Here is a 19,167-nt window from a genome sequence, read left to right on the forward strand (position 1 = left end):
CAAAAAAATATTAAACTTTCATTTCTTCAATTTTTTGTAAGATCGCTGCTCTTGGCAGGATATATTGAGTAACTTCACCTTCACCTGCAAGTGATTTTCCATTATGAACGGTAACATCGCAAATAATTGCTTTACCTTTTATTTCGCGTAATGTAGCTGTGACAATTAGTTCTGCGCCTTCAGGTGTCGGCGACATATGTTTTGCGGCTACCCCTCCGCCAATACCTTCTTCATGATCTTCAAGATATGGCAATATGATCTGTCTTGCTGCCCATTCCATATGGTAGACCATGCTGACCGTTGAATATGCCGGATGAACCAGCTTACCTTCAAATTGAGCAAACATATCGGGTGTCACTGTAGCTGTAATGGTGGCTTTTTGACCAACCTCCATGCCTGATTTCATGCATACACCTCATATCTTTCATCTAATTTATATAACGTTTTCTTAACGTTATCATATCATTTTGTGTGATAAGCGGTCAATGAATCGCCCGAATTGTTCCATTTGTAAGAAATGTGAAAAATATGCAAAAATAAAGGCGGAGGTGTTTGTTTTCCCATGAAAGAATGCTTATTTTGCAATCCTATGAATTTTCCAGAACAGAAAATAGTCTTTGAGAATGAAAGCTGTTATTTTATCCAAAGTCCGAAAGCACAGGATATTTTGGAAGGTGCCGGCTTAGTCATCCCAAAAGCTCATGTTGAAACCGTGTTTGATTTAAGCGAAAAAGAGTGGATGGATACATATGATTTGATGCATAAAGCGAAGAAACTGCTGGATGAAACGTACAGACCTGACGGTTACAGTACTGGCTGGAACATTAAGCCCGCTGGCGGACAGAGCATACCTCACGCCCACTTTCATATCATTCCTCGTTTTGCAGATGAGCCGTTTGCAGGTAAAGGAATCCGGGCATGGATTAAATCGGAAGCGAACCGCCGGCCAAACAGGAAGATCGAGGCTGAAGCGAAGTAACTCCAATTACATATTTTGTAAAATATGTGATAAAGCTTGTTTTTATGTGATGGTTACGAGTTTTTATGTGATTTACTCATTCAAGCGAACTTTAGCATCTTAAATTGCTCGTCATTTGCCTAAAATAAGCTAAGACCCTGCCACTTTTCATGTGACAGGGTTCTTTCAGTTTCAAACCTTATTTGTTTTCGCTAACCTGCTTCAAAATCTCCTTCACTCGTGCATGATCTTTCGGTGAATCATCCATGTGCTTCCACAAGACTTCACCATCTCGATCAAACAGCCATGAACTTCCTTGAACGTTTACGTCCTGATTCTTGACTGCACTAAAGAAAAGCTCTCTTTTCTTCTCTTCTTTCGGAATAATGTCGCTTATCTTGGCTTTACCGCTCAAAATTCCAGCGCCAACATACGCCAGGCTCTTCAAAGTTGTGAACCGATGATTTCCCATCTCCCTATATACATTCAGTTGGGGATCCCCATAAATGTTAAAAGGGTATGGACCATGAACTTCTAAAAATTTTTTAATCTGTTCACGATCGGCTGGTGATACAATGACTACCTTTACCGAACATGCCTCAAACTCACCGTATGACCTGCGCAACTGCGCAAGGAAATGCTGACAGAAAGGTCAGCCAAGATGTCTGACTAAAGCAACGAATGTCTTATCATCACCAAACAAATCACGCAGAACGACAGCCTCGGAACGATCAATTGAAACCAATTTTTGATTCAAGTCCATGGGAACAGCCTCCTTTTTATACGTTTGGATATTCCTGAGAAAGTGGATGAAGCATGATTTCATCAACGACCATATGCTTTGGTGCACTTGCCATATATGCAACTGCTTCTGCGATGTCTGTCACCTTCAGCCAGTCTTCTTTAAAATCAAGACCCGGTTCACTGTCCGCAAAATACGTATCAATTGCACCAGGATTTACCGTACCTACTCGTACACCAAATTCACGAAGCTCTTGAGCAAGCGAACCAGAGAATCCTTGTACAGCATATTTTGTAGCAGTGTATACAGAACCGTTTGCAATCGTTCTTCGTCCTACATCAGAAGAGATCGTGATGATCGTTCCTTCCTTGCGCTCTTTCATGTGCGGAACAACCGCTGTACTGCAAAGGAAAACACCTTGAACGTTTACTTCAAACATTTTTTGAAAGTCTGCTAAAGAGTGCTCCTCAGCCAACTTAAACTGGCCAACACCTGCATTGTTTACCAAAATATCTACTTGTCCAAAGTGATCAAACGTTTGTTTAAAAAGATCCGCAACATCCGTTTCATTTGATACGTCAGCTTTCACTGCAAGAACGTCATAACCGCTATTTTTCAGCTCTTCTGCTGTTTCAAATATACCTTCTGATGAACCGACCAACGTTAATTTCGCACCAAGTGTTCCTAATTTTTCTGCAATCGCCTTACCGCATCCGCGGGTAGCGCCTGTAATAACAGCAACTTTATTTTGTAGCATCTTAAAAATCATCCTTTCACTTTAGTACTCTGCTCTATTATAAGCATAAAAAAGACGCAGAACCAAATATGGTCTGCGTCAATGAGATCAGCCTGTGATCATTTCAAATACGCCAAGCGTGTTAAGGAATACAATGAAAATAATAACCGGTACAATGTAGCGGACTAGCATCAGCCATAATGCGAATCCTTTAACCGTAACGGAAGACCCTGCTTTAAACTCTTGAAGCAATAGATCCTTTGGATATCTGTATCCAACGAATAGTGCGATAAATAGAGCACCAAGCGGAAGCAAGATATTACTAACCAAGTAGTCTAATAGATCAAAGATCGTCTTGCCGAACAGAGTCACATCAGACAGTACACCCATTGAAAGTGCTGAAGGAATACCTGCAGCAAAGATAAGCAATCCGATGATCCAAGACCATTTTGCACGGTTAGTTAAAGTACCTTTTGTGATCGATGCAACAATGATTTCAAGCATAGAGAACGCTGATGTTAATGTTGCGAACAAGAAAAGAGCCAAGAAAATGATAAAGAAAAATTGTCCAAAGACGATCTGTTCAAACACTGCCGGCAGTACTACGAACAATAATCCCGGTCCTTCTGCAGGCTCAAGTCCTAACGAGAATACTCCTGGGAAGATTGCCAATCCAGCAAGCAATGAAATTAATACGTTAAGCAAAACAATTGTTGTAGCAGATTTCGTTAAGCTTTCGTTCTTACCTAAATATGAGCTGTACGTTACCATTACTGAAATACCGACACTTAAAGAGAAGAATGACTGGCCAAGCGCGAAAAGAATATCGTCTCCGCCGATCTCTGAAAAGTCAGGAAGCAAGAAGAATTTTACACCTTCCATCGCATTGTCCAATGTCAATGAACGCACAATCAAGACAACAAACAAAACGAATAGAGCAGGCATCATAATCTGGTTTGCTTTTTCGATACCGTTTTTAATTCCTCGGCTAACAACAAAGATTGTAATGATCATAAAGATGAACTGAGAAATCAATACAGGCCAGGGGCTTGAGATCGATTCTCCAAACATTGCCCCAAAATCGTTTTTGAAAAAATCACCTGAAAAACTCTTGCCTAGATAAAGTACGATCCATCCGCCGATTACACTGTAGAAGGATAATAGAATAAAAGCTGTTACTACACCCATACGTCCAAGCCATGGCCAGGCTGATCCTGGCGCAAGTATACGATAAGCAGAGACAGCTTCTTTCTGAGCTCCACGGCCGATTACAAATTCAGCCATAAGTAGCGGAAATCCTACTAAAAAAGTAAAAAGTAAAAAGATAAGGAAAAACGCTCCTCCACCGCTTGTCCCAACAACATAAGGGAACTTCCAAATCGCTCCGAGTCCGATTGCGGATCCTGCTGCTGCTAAAATAAAGGCTAACTTCGATGTCCACTGATCTTGCTGATTCATAATCTAAACTTCCCCTTCGGTAACAAATACAACTAACCTATTTTAAACGATTGTTTAACAAACTAACTGTTTCTTTCGCTTCTTGCATCATGGTTTCAAGCAATTCCTTGACTGTTGGAATGTTAGTTATTGCACCAGCAATCTGCCCGCTGTTTATAAAGCCATTCTCCAAATCACCTTTTACTGCCCCTAAAATATGAAGGTCTTCCGTTGTAAGCTCAAGAAATTCTTCTTGTGTTACACCATTTTTTTCAAGCTGAATCAGCTTTTGGGCATAAGGCGTGTCATAGATTCTTCGGATTTTCCCTATTGAACGCCCGACGATCATCGTTTTCGTATCATCGGCTTGCAGGAGAGATGTTTTATAGATCTCATGAAACGGAGCTTCTTTTGTTGCGATAAAACGTGTACCCATTTGTACACCTTGTGCGCCAAGAGCAAAAGCTGCTGCTAACCCGCTTCCATCAGCGATTCCCCCTGCTGCAATTACAGGAATGGAGACACTTCGACAAACTTGCGGAAGCAAGACCATCGTTGTCGTTTCAAACGGCGAATTCAAACCAGCAGCTTCATAGCCTTCTGCGACCAGCAAATCTGCGCCTGCAGCTTCTGCTTTTTTCGCATGATAGACAGAAGCGATCACCGTAATCACTTTTATTCCGTGTTCCTTTAATTTAGGTATGTATGGTGCCGGGTTACCTGCTGAAAGGGAAACGACTTCTACGTTATGTTTTATCAAAAGCTGAAGAATCGCTTTAACGTCTGATGCAACGGTTAAAGGTACATTAACAGCAAATGGACGGTCTGTCATCCCTTTTGTTGCAACAATCAGCTTTTCAACCTCATCTGCCGGCATTGTTCCCGCACCGATCGTACCTAATCCCCCAGCGTTTGAGATGGCTGAAGCAAGCTCTGCGTTACTAACGTTTCCCATTCCGCCTTGGATGATCGGAAACTTTATGTTTAACTTTTCGCAAACCGGATTCAAATTTTCCACCTCCCTTTTGTTCCTTTGTTATACTGAACCTATCAACCTATTATCCAGGGAGGCTCATATGAAATACTCATTTAACGGAAAAACTCCAAAAGTTCATGAAAGCGCTTTTATAGCTCCAGGTGCCCGCGTCATTGGAGACGTAACAATCGGTGAAGGGGCAAGCATCTGGTTCAACAGCGTCCTTCGCGGTGATGAAGGTCCTATCTCAATCGGTAAAAAAACAAACGTTCAAGATAACTGTACACTTCACCTCTACGAAGGATTTCCGCTTATTCTTGAAGATGAAGTTTCAATCGGGCATAACGTCATTCTCCATGGCTGTACGATAAAAAAAGGTGCCCTCGTCGGCATGGGCTCAACAATCCTCGATGGTGTCGAAATCGGTGAACAAGCCTTTATAGGTGCAAACACATTGATTCCCCCAGGCAAAAAAATTCCGCCGAGGGTTATGGTTATGGGTTCACCCGGCAAAGTCATCCGTGAACTGAACGATGAAGACTTGAAACTGATCCAGCTTACCATTGACACGTATTACGAAAAAGGAAAGCAATTTGCCGCTGAACTTAAAAAGTAATCCACTAGCAAGCACTTTCGATCATAGATGCGAAAGTGCTTTTTAGTTAAACTTTGTTGCTATTGAAAGTGGTTGATTTCCGCTCCAGGTACTCGCTTTCCGCGGGGTGTGCGGTGAGCCTCCTCGGCGCTTTGCACCCTTAGGAGTCTCACCTGTCCCACTGATCCCGCAGGAGTCTCGCACCTTGCGCTCCAATCAACTTATCAATGATGACTTTTAAAAACTATTAAAATAAAAACTCTTTTGCAAATGATTTACTAGGACCGGTTCTCCTGAATAAGCGGATGATTCAACGCATCAAATGCTGAATTTTTCTTTAATGCATTCCCATCTGAATAGATGCTTTCAAAGAAACGGCTTGCAGGTCCGGCAAGTGCTCGGTAGTAATCACTGAACAAAGATGCCGCATGATCACCGAGCCATTCAGCCGGCAGCAGTTCCTGAGGCAAACCTGGATCGATAAAAAGGAACTTGCGGTACTCATGAACAAGCTTCGTCCGTTCAACAAAGCATTCCCCGTCCGTCATTTCGCCTTTTTCGATCTTGTTCTTATCGATCACATATTTTTGTGAATAAGTCACGATAAACTCATTGTATTTCGTGTTGATATCATTGAGATCCCAGCACTCAGAAACGAGCTTTTCATTCTCATTAGGACCATTATAAACGGCCGTAAATGAATGAACATAGTCTTCGATCTGATATTTATCGATCATCAATTGAACCTGTTCAGAAGACTGATGAGGCGAAATCCAAAAGCTGTTTGCGAGGAGCCCGAAGCCGCTCCATACAAGCTCTTTGCGAAGTTCATCCCTAATGCTTCTTTTTTCTTCAGGAATGGTGTAGGTGAACATCAGCCATTCCCCGTTCCATGGTTCCTGCTGCACTTTAAATATCCTTTTCGCAGCCTCATCCATACGCTTTTTGCCGCGTTCGGTTAAGTAATAATAACTCTTGTTTCCTTGCTTTCTGGCAGCGATCCATCCCTGTTTGTTCATTCTTGAAATAGCTGCCCTTACCGCTTGTTCATTATGGCCAAACTCTTCTAAAAGACGGATCAGACTGCCAATCCATATTTCGCTTCCATAATGCCGGATATAATCCCCATAAAGGGTAAAAATCATGGAACGTGTGTTTAAACTGTTTTGCATTGTATTTACCTCATTTGTACCTGTAATTGTCTGTACAATCCTACCAGAACAATATGAGCGAAAACAAGTTACTCTCCTTTGAATACAGGTGGTCTTTTTTCTCCAAAAGCAACAAGTGCTTCCATTCGGTCTTTTGTAGGAATCGTCACTTCATACGCTTTAGCCTCGATAGCCAAGCCTGTCTGAAGATCAACTTCGCTTCCATATTTGATCGCATATTTTGCTTGCTGTACCGCAACAGGTCCATTCTTCATGATAAGCGACGCATAGTTATCACAGACAGCCATCAATTCTTCTCTGGATGTTACCTGGTTTAAGATACCATACGAGAACGCTTCTTCAGCCATCATCTTTTTTGCTGTTAAAATTAGCTCCATCGCTTTTGCCTGACCGATCAGTCTTGGCAAGCGCTGCGTTCCGCCTGCTCCAGGAATGATTGCCCAGCTAAGTTCTGTTAACCCCATGGAAGCTTCTCTTACAGAAACGCGAAGATCACAAGCTAGCGCAAGCTCAAATCCTCCGCCAAACGCGTGGCCGTTGATCGCACAGATTGTAGGCTGAGGCAAAGCTTCTACCGCAGAAAACACATCACGGATCTTACGTACGTTGCGTCGAACTTCAGATTCTGTCAGTGTACGGCGCTCTTTTAAATCAGCACCTGCACTGAATGCTTTCTCTCCTGCTCCTGTAAAAATAACAACACGGACGTCATTGTTGTGATGAATGTCTTCGACTGTCTCTTCTAGTTCTTTTAGCGTTGCATAGTTAAAACAGTTCAATACCTCAGGACGGTTCAATGTTACATAGGCAACATGGTCTTTTACTTCATATAAAATGGCACTCATCGGATAATCCTCCTACTCATTAATGGCTTCAACAACAGAAGCGATTCCCTGCCCTACACCAATACACATTGTCGCAAGACCGTAGCGCAAACCTTGCTTTTTCATTTCATGGATCAGCGTCGTCAAAATCCTTGCACCGCTTGCTCCAAGCGGATGACCGAATGCAATGGCACCGCCGTTTACGTTTACTTTTTCTGAATCCAGTCCAAGTTCATTCATGCATGCCAATGATTGTGAAGCAAATGCCTCATTCAATTCTATCAAGTCCAGATCAGTCACAGATAAGCCTGCACGTTTTAATGCTTTACGTGATGCCTCGATCGGTCCAACACCCATGATCTCAGGCTCTAAACCGGCCACACCTGAAGATACATACCTTGCTAACGGCTTAAGCCCTAGCTCATCCGCTTTTTCACGGCTCATTAATAAAAGTGCGGATGCTCCATCATTTACCCCTGAAGCGTTTCCTGCCGTCACAGTTCCGTCTTTAAACAACGGTTTAAGTGTCCCGAGCTTCTCCAGTGAAGTTTCTGGACGAGGATGCTCATCTTCTGTCACCCATGTTTCATTTCCTTTTCGGTCAACTAATCTTACAGGTACAATCTCTTGTTTAAATCGGTCTTGTTCCATCGCTTTTTTAGCTTTTTGCTGAGAACTGAATGCGAACTGATCTTGTGCTTCTCTTGAGATGTCATATTTCTTCGCTACATTCTCAGCCGTTTCAGGCATAGAATCTGTTCCGAATTTTTCATGCATTAGCGGATTAACAAAACGCCAGCCGATCGTCGTATCAAACATCTTCATATCGCCGCGCGGATATTCGACTTCCGGCTTTCCCATAACTAGAGGTGCACGCGTCATGCTTTCTGTTCCGCCAGCAATGAATACATCGCCTTCACCTGCCATGATGGCACGCGCAGCATAGATTACCGCATCCATTCCTGAGCCGCAAAGGCGATTGATCGTTGTTCCGCCAACCTCAACAGGCAGTCCTGCCAAAAGCGCAGACATACGGGCTACGTTTCGATTGTCTTCACCAGCTCCGTTTGCATTCCCAAAAATAACTTCTTCAATGTCCGATGGAGGCAATGCTGAGTTTCTTTCTAATAGAGCTGAAATAACGACTGCACCAAGATCGTCCGGTCTTACTGACTTTAGAGCACCTTTATAGCGGCCGATCGGTGTTCGGACAGCGTCAACAATAACAACCTCTTTCATTACTTCTTCACCCCGCTGCCTTCATTGGTGTAATCATAAACCCCTTTGCCTGATTTACGTCCAAGTCTTCCTGCTTTGACATACTTGACAAGAAGGGGAGCAGGGCGGTATTTTTCACCTAATGTTTTATGAAGATAGTTTAAGTTATTCAATCGTGTGTCGAGTCCTACCAGGTCACCAAGTTCGAAAGGTCCCATCGGGAAGTTCAGTCCTAGCTTGATCGCTTTATCGATATCTTCAGGTGTACCCACACCTTCTTGCAGCATGTAAAACGCTTCGTTACCGATCATGGCAGAGATACGGCTCGTTACGAAACCAGGAAACTCGTTTACCGTAACCGTTTCCTTGCCCATTTTTACAGCAGCTTCTTTTGCAAGCTCAACCGTTTCGTCATCCGTTTCATGGCCGCGCACGATTTCTACAAGCGGCATTCTATGCACAGGGTTAAAGAAATGCATCGCAATTACTTTTTCTGGACGCTTTGTAAATGACCCAATTTCGGTAGGGCTCATCGTCGACGTATTTGTAGCAAGCACGCAATGACTTGGTGCCGAATGGTCTAATTCTTCAAAAACAGCACGCTTGATCTCTATATTTTCTGGAACAGCTTCAATTACTATGTCTGCACCGCTGGCAGCTGCTGTTAGATGCACAGTATAAGAAAGTCTTCCTTGAGCTGCGCTTGCATCTTCTTGTGATAGCTTTCCGCGAGATACCGCTTTTGAAAAAATAGAATCGATTTCTTTTTTTGCGTTTTCCAGCTGATCTTGCTTTACATCAACAAGCTGAACATCAAATCCTCCAACCGCACAAACGTAAGCAATTCCTCTCCCCATTACACCAGATCCGATGACTACTGCATTTTGCAACATGGTATCTCCTGCCTTTCTTTTAAACAAGTGTTTAACTTTTGTGTGTAAAAAGCGAGCACGAATGCCCGCTTTTTGTTTTGGCTGTTTCCATAATCGTTGTAGTCTTTGAAAGTAGTTGATTTCCGTTTTAGGATACTCGCTTTCCGCGGGGCGTGCGGTGAGCCTCCTGCCGCTTTGCGCCCTTAGGAGTCTCCACCTTCAAGTAAGTTTGTGTGCTCCTGCGTCTACAAGCAAATCCTAACGAAGCATGTTCCTCGTCGCATGCCTTGCAAGAAGTATATTCAGGTATTTGGCACGCAGGAGTCTCGCACCTTACACTCCAATCAACCTGCTCATGGGAAGCAATTATAACTCTCGCCCAGACAATCGGTCATGAAAGCCTTTTTTTTAGATTTTATAGATTAAAAGGATTCAACGGACGAGATCCTGTATAGGAAACGACACTCTTTGTTTCTGTATAAAGGTCCAGCGTTTCGATACAAAGCTCGCGGCCGAATCCAGATTGCTTGTAGCCCCCGAACGGCGTACCTGGGAATGCTGAGAACGGAGAGTTGATCATGATCGTTCCAGCCTGAATCATGCCAGCTACACGTGTTGCTTTTGCATGATCCTTAGTCCAGATCGCAGCAGCCAGACCGAAATCTGTATTATTCGCTAAACGAACTGCTTCTTTTTCATCCTTAAATGTGGATACAACGACAACAGGTCCAAAGATTTCTTCCTTAACCACTTTCATGTCTTCGTTTACATCCGTAATGATCGTCGGCAAGTACCAGTGGCCATTTTCAAAACCATCCACTTTAGCACGTCCGCCACCTAAAGCAATCGTTGCTCCTTCTTCTTCAGCAGATTTCACATAGCCGTCGATTACTTCAAGCTGGCGCTCAGAGATGATCGCACCAACATGCGTTCCTTGATCAAGCGGATTTCCAAGAACAAGTCTTTTCGCTTTTTCAACGAACTTTTCCATAAATGCCTCATAAACACTTTCCTGAATGTAAAGACGAGAACGTGCTTCACATGATTGACCCGTGTTATAGAAAATACCGAACAATGAACCATCTACAGCAGCATCGATATCTGTATCTTCAAAAACGAGGTTAGGGGATTTTCCGCCAAGCTCAAGCGTCACACGTTTAAGCGTCTGTGATGCTTTTGCCATGATATCTTTACCCGTTCCTGTCTCACCTGTAAAGGCTACTTTATCAACATCATCATGTTCAGCTAAATAAGCGCCAACTGTTGAACCGTCGCCAGTGATGATGTTTACAACACCTTCAGGAACTCCAGCTTCGTGGCAGATCTCTGTCATAACGATTGCTGTTAATGGTGTTAAGCTCGCAGGCTTTAAGATCACAGAGCATCCTGTTGCGATTGCCGGAGCAATCTTCCATGCAGCCATCATCATCGGATAGTTCCAAGGAATGATCTGTGCACAAACACCAAGAGGCTCTTTTAACGTGTAGTTCATGAACGGCCCTGGCATCGGGTTCACTGCACCGCGATGGCTTACGATTGCACCTGCATAGAATTCGAAGTCTTCGATTGCCTGCATCACTTGTCCTTGTGCAGCGCTTAACGATTTTCCGCTGTTCAGAATTTCAAGCTCAACAAGTTCGTTGTAGCGGGAACGCATGATGCTCGCGATTTTGTTCATTGTGCGAGAGCGCTTATTGACAGGAGAGCGCTTCCATTTCCCTGTTTCAAATGCGGTTCTCGCAGCGATGACAGCACGGTCTACATCAGCTTTCGTTGCTTTTGCCACCTTAGCTAACGGTTCGCCAGTCGCAGGGTTGTACGTAATAAAATACTCCCCTTCCGATCCGGCCGTACTTTGACCTCCAATGATCATATCGTATTGATCACGCTTTACTGCTTTAACTTCTGTTTTTGCTGCACTCATACTCTCCACTCCCTTTTCTAAGATGTCTATTTTCCTGTGAATGCCGGTTTTCTCTTATCTAAAAATGCTGCAAGACCTTCTTGATGATCTTCAGACTCTCCAGCAATCTTCTGTGCCTGGGCTTCATACTCAAGAACTTCATTAAGGTCGCTTTCCCAGCTTTTATTCATATAGCGTTTGATGAGTCCGATTGCTTTTGTCGGCATGTTCGCTAATTTTTCCGCGAACGTTTCCACTTCAAGCATAAACTCCTCTTCGCTTACCGTTTTCGTCACAAGACCAAATTCTTTTGCTTGTTGTGCTGTGATTTTTTCCCCCAGCACTGCCAACTCCATCGCCTTAGCGTGTCCAACAAGTCTTGGCAAGAAATAAAGGTTTCCTGAGTCTGGAACTAGGCCAACGTGAATGAAAGCTTCTATAAAACTCGCTTTCTCGCTCGCGATGCGGAAGTCACAAGCCAACGCCAGGCTCATACCTGCACCTGCCGCCACACCGTTAACCGCTGCGATCACAGGCTTTTCCATCGATACAAGTGCCTGCACCATAGGATTGTATCCTTTACGCAACACTTCACCATAATCCGTATCTGTTGAACCAGAAAGATCCTGACCTGAACAGAAAGCACGGCCTGCACCTGTTATTACAACTGCTCTTACACCGCCGTCTTTGTTAGCCTCTTTGATCGCTGCGACCATTTCCTTATGCATAAGTGATGTAAAAGCATTAAGTTTATCCGGACGGTTCAGTGTAATCCAAGCCGTCTTTCCTCTAGTTTCGTAGCTAATCGTTTCAAACATGGTTTTCCCCCTACTTCCCTTTAAACTCTGCAGGACGTTTTTCAACAAAAGCTTTCATGCCTTCTTTTTGATCCTGTGATGAGAATAATAGGTAAAAGTTTTTTCGTTCAAACTGCATGCCTTCGTATGTCGAATAGTCGATAGATTTATAGACGGTCTCTTTTATCAAACGAACCGATAATGGCGCTCTCGATGCTACAAGTCTCGCATACTTTTTCGCTTCATCTAGAACAAGTTCTGGTGCGATAACACGGTTGATGACACCATATTGCAAAGCTTCGCCCGCTGTCATCGGATCACCAAGCCATAGCCATTCCAATGCTTTTTTCTGCCCCATCAGCTTAGTAAGCTTAACTGTTCCTCCAGCACCCGGCATTACGCCAAGCTTGATCTCCGGGAATCCAAACTGCGCGTTTTCAGCTGCAAAAAGAATATCTGCACATAGAGCAAGCTCGAAGCCCCCGCCGAAACAATAGCCGTTAACAGCACCGATAATCGGCTTCTTTATCGTTGCAAGACGGTCCCATTCTTTGAACTGATTTAATAGTTCAAGAGAAACGCTGTCGTCATCTTTCATTTCATCAATGTCTGCACCAGCAGCAAATGCACGCTGGTTACCTGTTAAAACAATTGCTTTCACCTCATCATTACGGTCAAATCCTTCAAAAGCATCTAAAAGCTCCGTAACCATCGGCCGGTTGATCGCGTTTAAAACGCGCGGCCTGTTTAATTGAATTAAGGCAATCCCATCTTCAACTGAGGTTAGAATTGTTTCGTAATTACTCATTGATTTCCTCACCGATCATGAGCGTTACAAGTTCTGCTGCAAAGCTCATCAAGTCTTTACCAGAAGCTTTACCTTCGTCAGACTTCATCGCTGCTTTTAGTGCGTCATGATCATCGTAATACATTTCACAAAGAATATGGTACTCGCTTTTCCCCATTGGAGAACCAACAATCTTCGTTACTTCCATTTTGCGAAGTCCAGGAATCTTTTTTGTAATCTCTGTATGATGTCCAAAATAGTGCTCGTCGAATTGTTCGATGTTTTCCGGTGTTTTGTAAAGTGCGATTAATTTTACCATGTGTGTTTCCTCCCTATTTTTAACCTCATATTTTTTTGTGACTATCCCATATCAGCAACTGGTTTCATTGCTTCAAACGGGTTTTTGCAAGACTTGCAATACAAGATGCTTCGGCATGCTGTCGGACCAAAAATATTTTCCATCGTCACATATGTTGACCCGCAATATGGACAGTCGATCTCCCATGGCTCACCCATTACATGGTTTGCCGGCGGCGGAGAGATTCCGAATTCTTTTAATCTCTCACGTCCCTCTGGTGTGATTCGGTCTGTTGTCCATGAGGGTGTAAATACAAAATTCACTTCTGCCGATTCAATTCCTTCTACTGATTCTAAAGCTTTTTTGATATCTCTTTCGATGATGTGCAAGGCAGGACACCCGGAAAAGGTAGGCAGTACGGAAACTTTCACATTTCCATCTGTCACTTCTACTTCGTGTATCATACCAAGGTCTAATATGCTGACGGAGGCGATTTCAGGATCTTTAACATCCCCAAGCGCGTCCATAACGATATCGGTCATGCTGTTTTTTAATTCGGACACGTGGTTCATCTCCTTTCAATATCGTCTTACCAGCCAGTTGCAGGATTTGTAGCATACACTTCTGAAAGTGTAGATAATGCTTGTTTTAAATCATCTGTGTGAACACCGTTTCTCCCGTTGCCTCTTTCCATTCGAGGCTCGCCAGGATATACTGCTCCCACTTCTTTAAACACTGCTTCCATCTTGTTTGTCCAGCGCTTTTTCATGACTGCTTCATCATCAATAAAGTTCGCCTTGACGATATCTGCGTATGAAGGACCAAGTGTCAGAACCCCTCCAAAGTCTTTCCACACCTTCTCGATCGCTTCGTTCATGCGCTTGATTGCTTCGTCCGTGCTCGTCATCAGCTGCTTAAACCAAACTTCCCAGTGCATGAGGTGATAATATTGTTCCGTCATAATTTTTCTTGCCGCCTCTGCCAGCGGCTCATAGGAAGAATGGCGAAGCGAATCTAAACGAATCTGCTTATGCACCGCATAAAAGTAATTGCGGACTACAGCAAATGCCCAGTCATACTCAGGTTCTTTTAAATACGTTCCCGGTCCATTCACTTCTTCTAAAATGATGGCATTGCGAAATTGATCAGGTGTACGAAGGTGAGCAATTCTGTCTGCTTCCCCTTCTCCAAGGTCTTCTAAAAGACGGTAGTAAAGATTTGCATGCCCCATCATGTCCTGAGAGATGGATGAGAACGCAACGTCCTCTTCAATATGCGGTGCCAGCCCAAGCCATTCAGATCCACGGAACGAAAGAAGAAAATCATCGTCTCCCATCTGATAGAGGAGCTCGATCAATGCGGCTTTTTCTTGTGGCTTTAATGTTTCCTGTGTCATTAATTGTCTCCCCTTCCGCCAAGGATGTGCTGTTCTGTAAACTGCTCCTGGTTGTAGTCACGCCATTTTTTCTTTAAATAACCGTATCCTTTTGTTTCTCTATATTCCTTATCAAGCCTTTTGAGCATCTCTCTCTCATCCTGATTCAGACCGCGGATGTTCTCTCTTTTTACAACCCAGATGTCAGCAACCGTCTCTCTTCTGAAAAAGTTCTCTTTTGCCATGATGAGTGCCATATCAGCGTTAGGAGCGAGCAGGCTGAAGCTGTGCTGAAACGGTGATCTATCTGTCTTTTTGCTAAATACTTCATATACGTTGTAAAACTCATTTTTCGGTTCGTTCACGTTGGTTGTCTCTCCCTTCCGCTGTTAGATCGCTTTTTTTGCAGCCAATGCCTCACGTACCCACTCGTTATTTTTGTATGAGCGGCGGCGAAGGTCTAAGCGATTTTGAGATTGTGGCCCGTTCCCGGAAACGATCTGCTTAAACTTGCTCCAGTCAGCATCCTTATAGATCCACATTTGAGTTTCTTCATCAAAACGGATCGTATCATCAGGAATCGTTAGTCCGAGCGACCAGATACGGGGAATGTATTTTGTGAAAAATTCCTGTCTTAAATCTTCATTCGTTTTTGTACGGATTTTGTACATGATGTTCTTATCCGCATTCGAGTTACCCGTTTCTTTAGCTGATTTCGGCCCGAAGAACATGATAAGTGACTCCCACCAGCGGTTAAGAGCGTCCTGCAGCATCTGGCGCTGTTCAGGCGAACCTTCTGCCATCGCTAAAATAATGCTCTCTCCATGCTGTGCGTGAAATACTTCTTCTGCACAAATTCGCTTTAACGCTCGAGCGTACGGGCCATAAGAAGAATCAAGCATCATACTTTGAGAGATGATTGCAGCCCCATCAACGAGCCATGCAATGATTCCAGCGTCTCCCCAAGTAGGAGCATCCATATGAAAAACGTTATGGAACTTCAGTTTCCCTGAAAAAAGGTCTTCCATGATATCATGGCGCGTCTTTCCAAGCGGCGCCATCAAGTCTTCTGCTACACGAAGCAGCAATTGGCCATGCCCCATTTCGTCCTGTACTTTAGCCATGATTGCAAGCTTGCGGTGCAAGGAAGGTGCTTTAGGTACCCATTCTTTCTCTGGAAGCGCTCCCATAATTTCCGAAATGCCATGCATGGAAATCAAACGGATCAGCTGCAGACGATAATCATCGGGCATCCAGTCATCGGGTTCAATTTTTTCATCAGCATTGATACGATCTAAAAAATGCTGCATCTTTTCTTCTTCACTAAGTTGATTAAAGCTCACACCAACTGTCATGTTATTCCCTCCTGTTGTATTACGTTTTATTACCGTAATTATAAAATAACGTCATACTTTTAAACAATGGTTAAACACCCATTTTTTTCTGAGCATGCCTCACAACTCTGATTGCCTTCCCTTCAGAACGCGGAATGGCTTTTGGCGGAAACACTTTTATCTTCATCGTTACAAGGCAAGTGTCTTTAATTTTTTTAAAGATGGTTTGTTTAAGCAGCTCGGTCGCTGAATGTGCTTCATCACCATTCGTGATTGCATAAAGTTTTTCACTCATCTCGACATGAAGTTCAATGTGCTCTCTGAATCCTTCTGTCTCTATGTGCACTTGGTAATGAGGGACGATATCCTCAATGGCAAGCAGGCAATTTTCAATTTCTGAAGGGAAAACGTTAACTCCTCTGACAATGATCATATCGTCAATCCGCCCCTTCACTCTGCTCATCCGGACCGAAGTCCTGCCACAGCTGCAAGGTGTACGGTCAAGTTTAGCGATATCTCCGGTCCGATAGCGGATGATCGGGAAAGCTTCCTTCGTTAAGCTCGTAAAAACAAGTTCTCCATATTCGCCGTCCGGCATAGGTTCCAGCGTATCAGGATTTATAATTTCAGCTATAAAGTGGTCATCCATAATATGCAACCCGTTCTGTGCTTCGTGACACTCCATCGCTACTCCAGGACCCATCACTTCGCTTAGCCCGTAAATATCCATAGCTTTGATTCTGAGCTTTTCTTCGAGTGTTCCCCGCATCTCTTCAGACCAAGGCTCCGCACCAAAGATACCGTATTGAAGTGAAGTGGCTCTTGGATCTTTCCCGAGCTCTTCCATCTTTTCAGCAATAGTTAAAATGTAAGATGGTGTTCCGCAAATCACTTGCGGTTTAAAATCTTCAATAAGCAAAATCTGCCTCTCTGTGTTACCTCCAGATACAGGAACCGTAACCATTCCCAGCCGTTCTGATCCGTTATGAAGACCTAGTCCGCCAGTAAAAAGTCCATATCCATAAGCGTTGTGCAGGACGTTCCCCGGCTCACCACCCGCAATTGCTATAGACCGCGCTACCATGTCACTCCATCTTTCAATGTCACCTTCTGTATAACCTACAACGGTAGGTTTCCCGCTTGTACCTGAGGATGCGTGAAGCCGTACTAGATGGTCTTGCGGAACCGCAAAAAGTCCGAATGGATAGTGATCTCGCAAATCCTTTTTCACGGTAAACGGCAGCTTCTTCAGATCTTCCAGTGAGTTGATTGAAGATGGGTCAATTTCTTTTTCATCAAATGCATTTTTGTAAAAAGGCACATTTTCATAAACTGCATGTACTGTCTGCTTTAAACGATGAAGCTGAAGCTCTTCTTTCTCATCACCATTCATGCACTCCACTTTAGGATGAAGAATCATTTATTGTTCATCTCCTTTTAGGATTATGTAAGCGATTACATTTGAGGATAAAAAAATATGACGTTTTTATAGCGTTATTGAATATTAGTGTAATGTAATTTGACTTAAGCTTATCATTTATATTAATTTTCTGTCAAATGGTTTTGAGTGTTTGAGTGTCTGGTTTTAATGCGACAAAACTATGTGTTTCATCAAGGAGAAATTGATTTCCGCTCCAGGATGCTCGCTTTCCGCGGGGCGTGCGGTGAGCCCCTGGGAAAGATATAAAATACTGCTCCTGCGTCTACAAGTATTTTCCTGCCGGAGCGAGTTTTCTCGTCGCATGCCTTGCGAGAAGAATACTCAGGTAGCTGGCACGCTAGTCCCGCAGGAGTCTCGCACCTTCCGCTCCACTCAACTTATCAATGAAGAGAGATAACAATATGTTCAAAAGCAACCTTCTTTAGATAAGAGCCTTTAATTATTACACGTTCGCCCGATAGAAGCTCCGTTTCACCCCAAAACACTTACTTTCCACCCCTATACGGCTACGTTTCGCCCGTTGAACTTGCACTTACACCCCATCACACCTCACTTTCACCCGTAGCACCAAAAACGAAGCGATTTTGAGTATCAAAATCGTCATTTAAAAAAAAGTCTTAACCCTATCGATCTTTCTACAGCTATAACCCTATTTCATATACAAAAAAACCGCCCTCAAAGAGGCGGTTTTCACAATATATCTATTAATATAGAAGATCCAGAAATTCCTGACGAGAAACATTACCAAAATAGTGCTTCAAATCGATATCTTCCAGCACTTTTTCGATTTCTTCGCGATCATATCGTACACCGTTCAGCTTATTCTCGATATCTGAGACATCACCTACACCGAAGAAGTCCCCAAAAATCTTACTTTCCTGGATAATTCCTTTTACGATATGAAGGCGGATATCAATAGAGCCTGCTGCAAAACGATTAGATAATTCAACGTTAAACTTCGGAGACTTACCGTAGTTCCAATCCCAGTTCGCGTAGCGCTCTCTGGAGATTTTACGGATCTCAGTCCAGTCACTTTCCGTTAATTCGTATTTTGGAATCGAATCGAACTCTTCGAATAAGTAAGTAAGAAGTATTTCTTTAAATTCTTCCATTGTCATGTCTTCATCCAAGTGCTCACGAATATTCGTAACACGGCTGCGGATGGACTTGATTCCTTTAGACTCAATCTTGTCCATGCGGACGTTTAAAGCTGATACTACATTTTCAATCTCAGAATCAAACAATAAAGTTCCGTGGCTGAACATACGCCCTTTTGTTGAAAACTGTGCATTGCCCGATATCTTCTTGCCTTCAGCCAGGATATCATTGCGTCCGCTTAACTCAGCGTTCACACCTAATTTTTTCAAGGCTTTTACTACTGGATCAGTGAACTTCTTAAAATCATGAAAAGAGTCCCCCTCATCCTTTGTGATAAAGCTGAAGTTCAAGTTCCCAAGGTCATGATACACAGCTCCGCCTCCAGATAAACGGCGTACTACATGAATCCCCTGATCACGCACGTACTCTGCGTTAATCTCTTCAACCGTATTCTGGTTTTTGCCGATGATGATGGATGGTTCATTTATATAAAAAAGCAAATACGTTTCATTGATGTCTAAATGTTTCAAAGCGAACTCTTCGATTGCCAGATTCACTCTTGGGTCTGTAATATTTTCATTATCAATAAAAAGCATAGTTTTTC

The 19,167-nt window shown here is 43.3% G+C and carries 20 protein-coding genes and 1 pseudogene; 2 read left to right on the forward strand and 19 right to left on the reverse strand.

Features of this window, described 5'->3' with window-relative positions; all coding sequences use genetic code 11:
* Positions 1–10: 10 nt before the first annotated feature.
* Positions 11–406 carry a thioesterase family protein gene (locus tag ACFW35_RS15880; RefSeq protein ID WP_379847115.1) on the reverse strand — a complete coding sequence of 132 codons (396 nt, stop codon included), beginning with the start codon at positions 404–406 and terminating at the stop codon, positions 11–13.
* Between the two features lie 156 nt (positions 407–562).
* Here ACFW35_RS15880 and ACFW35_RS15885 point away from each other — a divergent pair, with 156 nt between their 5' ends.
* A complete protein-coding gene (locus ACFW35_RS15885; RefSeq protein WP_379847117.1) occupies positions 563–979 on the forward strand; it encodes an HIT family protein in 417 nt (138 codons plus the stop codon).
* Positions 980–1,157: 178 nt separating this feature from the next.
* On the opposite strand, the pseudogene ACFW35_RS15890 reads toward ACFW35_RS15885, so the two are convergent.
* The 4 genes and pseudogenes from ACFW35_RS15890 to ACFW35_RS15905 all read right to left on the reverse strand — a co-directional run.
* Positions 1,158–1,598 (reverse strand): annotated as a pseudogene (locus ACFW35_RS15890) (AhpC/TSA family protein); the annotation flags it as partial.
* A 139-nt stretch (positions 1,599–1,737) separates the two neighbouring features.
* Complete coding sequence (locus tag ACFW35_RS15895; protein WP_379832701.1) at positions 1,738–2,457, reverse strand: SDR family oxidoreductase; 720 nt, start codon at positions 2,455–2,457, stop codon at positions 1,738–1,740.
* 87 nt (positions 2,458–2,544) lie between these two features.
* Entirely contained in the window at positions 2,545–3,894 is a 1,350-nt protein-coding gene (locus tag ACFW35_RS15900) for a sodium-dependent transporter (RefSeq protein WP_379847118.1), read from the reverse strand.
* 37 nt (positions 3,895–3,931) lie between these two features.
* A complete protein-coding gene (locus ACFW35_RS15905; protein ID WP_379847120.1) occupies positions 3,932–4,882 on the reverse strand; it encodes an NAD(P)H-dependent flavin oxidoreductase in 951 nt (316 codons plus the stop codon).
* A gap of 67 nt (positions 4,883–4,949) precedes the next feature.
* Here ACFW35_RS15905 and ACFW35_RS15910 point away from each other — a divergent pair, with 67 nt between their 5' ends.
* Positions 4,950–5,465, forward strand: a complete 516-nt coding sequence (locus ACFW35_RS15910; RefSeq protein ID WP_379847122.1) for a gamma carbonic anhydrase family protein — start codon at positions 4,950–4,952, stop codon at positions 5,463–5,465.
* A 257-nt stretch (positions 5,466–5,722) separates the two neighbouring features.
* Here ACFW35_RS15910 and paaX read toward each other — a convergent pair whose 3' ends face one another.
* The 14 genes from paaX to ACFW35_RS15980 form a co-directional block, all read right to left on the reverse strand.
* A complete protein-coding gene (paaX, locus tag ACFW35_RS15915) occupies positions 5,723–6,616 on the reverse strand; it encodes a phenylacetic acid degradation operon negative regulatory protein PaaX (RefSeq protein ID WP_379847124.1) in 894 nt (297 codons plus the stop codon).
* Between the two features lie 68 nt (positions 6,617–6,684).
* Entirely contained in the window at positions 6,685–7,461 is a 777-nt protein-coding gene (locus tag ACFW35_RS15920; RefSeq protein WP_379847126.1) for an enoyl-CoA hydratase-related protein, read from the reverse strand.
* Between the two features lie 12 nt (positions 7,462–7,473).
* Positions 7,474–8,679 carry a thiolase family protein gene (locus ACFW35_RS15925; RefSeq protein ID WP_379847128.1) on the reverse strand — a complete coding sequence of 402 codons (1,206 nt, stop codon included), beginning with the start codon at positions 8,677–8,679 and terminating at the stop codon, positions 7,474–7,476.
* Complete coding sequence (locus ACFW35_RS15930) at positions 8,679–9,551, reverse strand: 3-hydroxyacyl-CoA dehydrogenase (protein WP_066286680.1); 873 nt, start codon at positions 9,549–9,551, stop codon at positions 8,679–8,681. Before ACFW35_RS15930 ends, ACFW35_RS15925 begins: the two co-directional genes overlap by 1 nt.
* Before the next feature lie 394 nt (positions 9,552–9,945).
* On the reverse strand, positions 9,946–11,454 hold the full coding sequence (locus ACFW35_RS15935; protein WP_379847130.1) for an aldehyde dehydrogenase family protein: 1,509 nt from the start codon (positions 11,452–11,454) through the stop codon (positions 9,946–9,948).
* Positions 11,455–11,480: 26 nt separating this feature from the next.
* Entirely contained in the window at positions 11,481–12,251 is a 771-nt protein-coding gene (locus tag ACFW35_RS15940) for an enoyl-CoA hydratase-related protein (RefSeq protein ID WP_379847132.1), read from the reverse strand.
* Positions 12,252–12,261: 10 nt separating this feature from the next.
* A complete protein-coding gene (locus ACFW35_RS15945) occupies positions 12,262–13,038 on the reverse strand; it encodes an enoyl-CoA hydratase/isomerase family protein (RefSeq protein ID WP_379847133.1) in 777 nt (258 codons plus the stop codon).
* A complete protein-coding gene (locus tag ACFW35_RS15950; protein WP_077363372.1) occupies positions 13,031–13,336 on the reverse strand; it encodes an EthD family reductase in 306 nt (101 codons plus the stop codon). The genes ACFW35_RS15945 and ACFW35_RS15950 overlap by 8 nt, the downstream gene beginning before the upstream one ends.
* 41 nt (positions 13,337–13,377) lie before the next feature.
* A complete protein-coding gene (paaD, locus tag ACFW35_RS15955) occupies positions 13,378–13,878 on the reverse strand; it encodes a 1,2-phenylacetyl-CoA epoxidase subunit PaaD (protein ID WP_379847135.1) in 501 nt (166 codons plus the stop codon).
* Positions 13,879–13,904: 26 nt separating this feature from the next.
* Entirely contained in the window at positions 13,905–14,711 is an 807-nt protein-coding gene (gene paaC / locus ACFW35_RS15960) for a 1,2-phenylacetyl-CoA epoxidase subunit PaaC (RefSeq protein WP_379847137.1), read from the reverse strand.
* The gene (paaB, locus tag ACFW35_RS15965; protein ID WP_379847138.1) at positions 14,711–15,055 is read right to left on the reverse strand and encodes a 1,2-phenylacetyl-CoA epoxidase subunit PaaB; all 345 of its coding nucleotides are present in this window, start codon (positions 15,053–15,055) and stop codon (positions 14,711–14,713) included. Before paaB ends, paaC begins: the two co-directional genes overlap by 1 nt.
* Before the next feature lie 24 nt (positions 15,056–15,079).
* Positions 15,080–16,045 carry a 1,2-phenylacetyl-CoA epoxidase subunit PaaA gene (gene paaA / locus ACFW35_RS15970; RefSeq protein ID WP_379847140.1) on the reverse strand — a complete coding sequence of 322 codons (966 nt, stop codon included), beginning with the start codon at positions 16,043–16,045 and terminating at the stop codon, positions 15,080–15,082.
* Positions 16,046–16,115: 70 nt separating this feature from the next.
* The gene (locus ACFW35_RS15975; protein WP_379847141.1) at positions 16,116–17,444 is read right to left on the reverse strand and encodes a phenylacetate--CoA ligase family protein; all 1,329 of its coding nucleotides are present in this window, start codon (positions 17,442–17,444) and stop codon (positions 16,116–16,118) included.
* Positions 17,445–18,169: 725 nt separating this feature from the next.
* Positions 18,170–19,159, reverse strand: coding sequence for a lipoate--protein ligase (locus ACFW35_RS15980; protein ID WP_379847143.1), 990 nt, complete (start codon positions 19,157–19,159; stop codon positions 18,170–18,172).
* Between the last annotated feature and the right edge of the window lie 8 nt (positions 19,160–19,167).

This window comes from Fictibacillus sp. NPDC058756, assembly GCF_042746035.1.
Lineage (GTDB): Bacteria > Bacillota > Bacilli > Bacillales > Fictibacillaceae > Fictibacillus.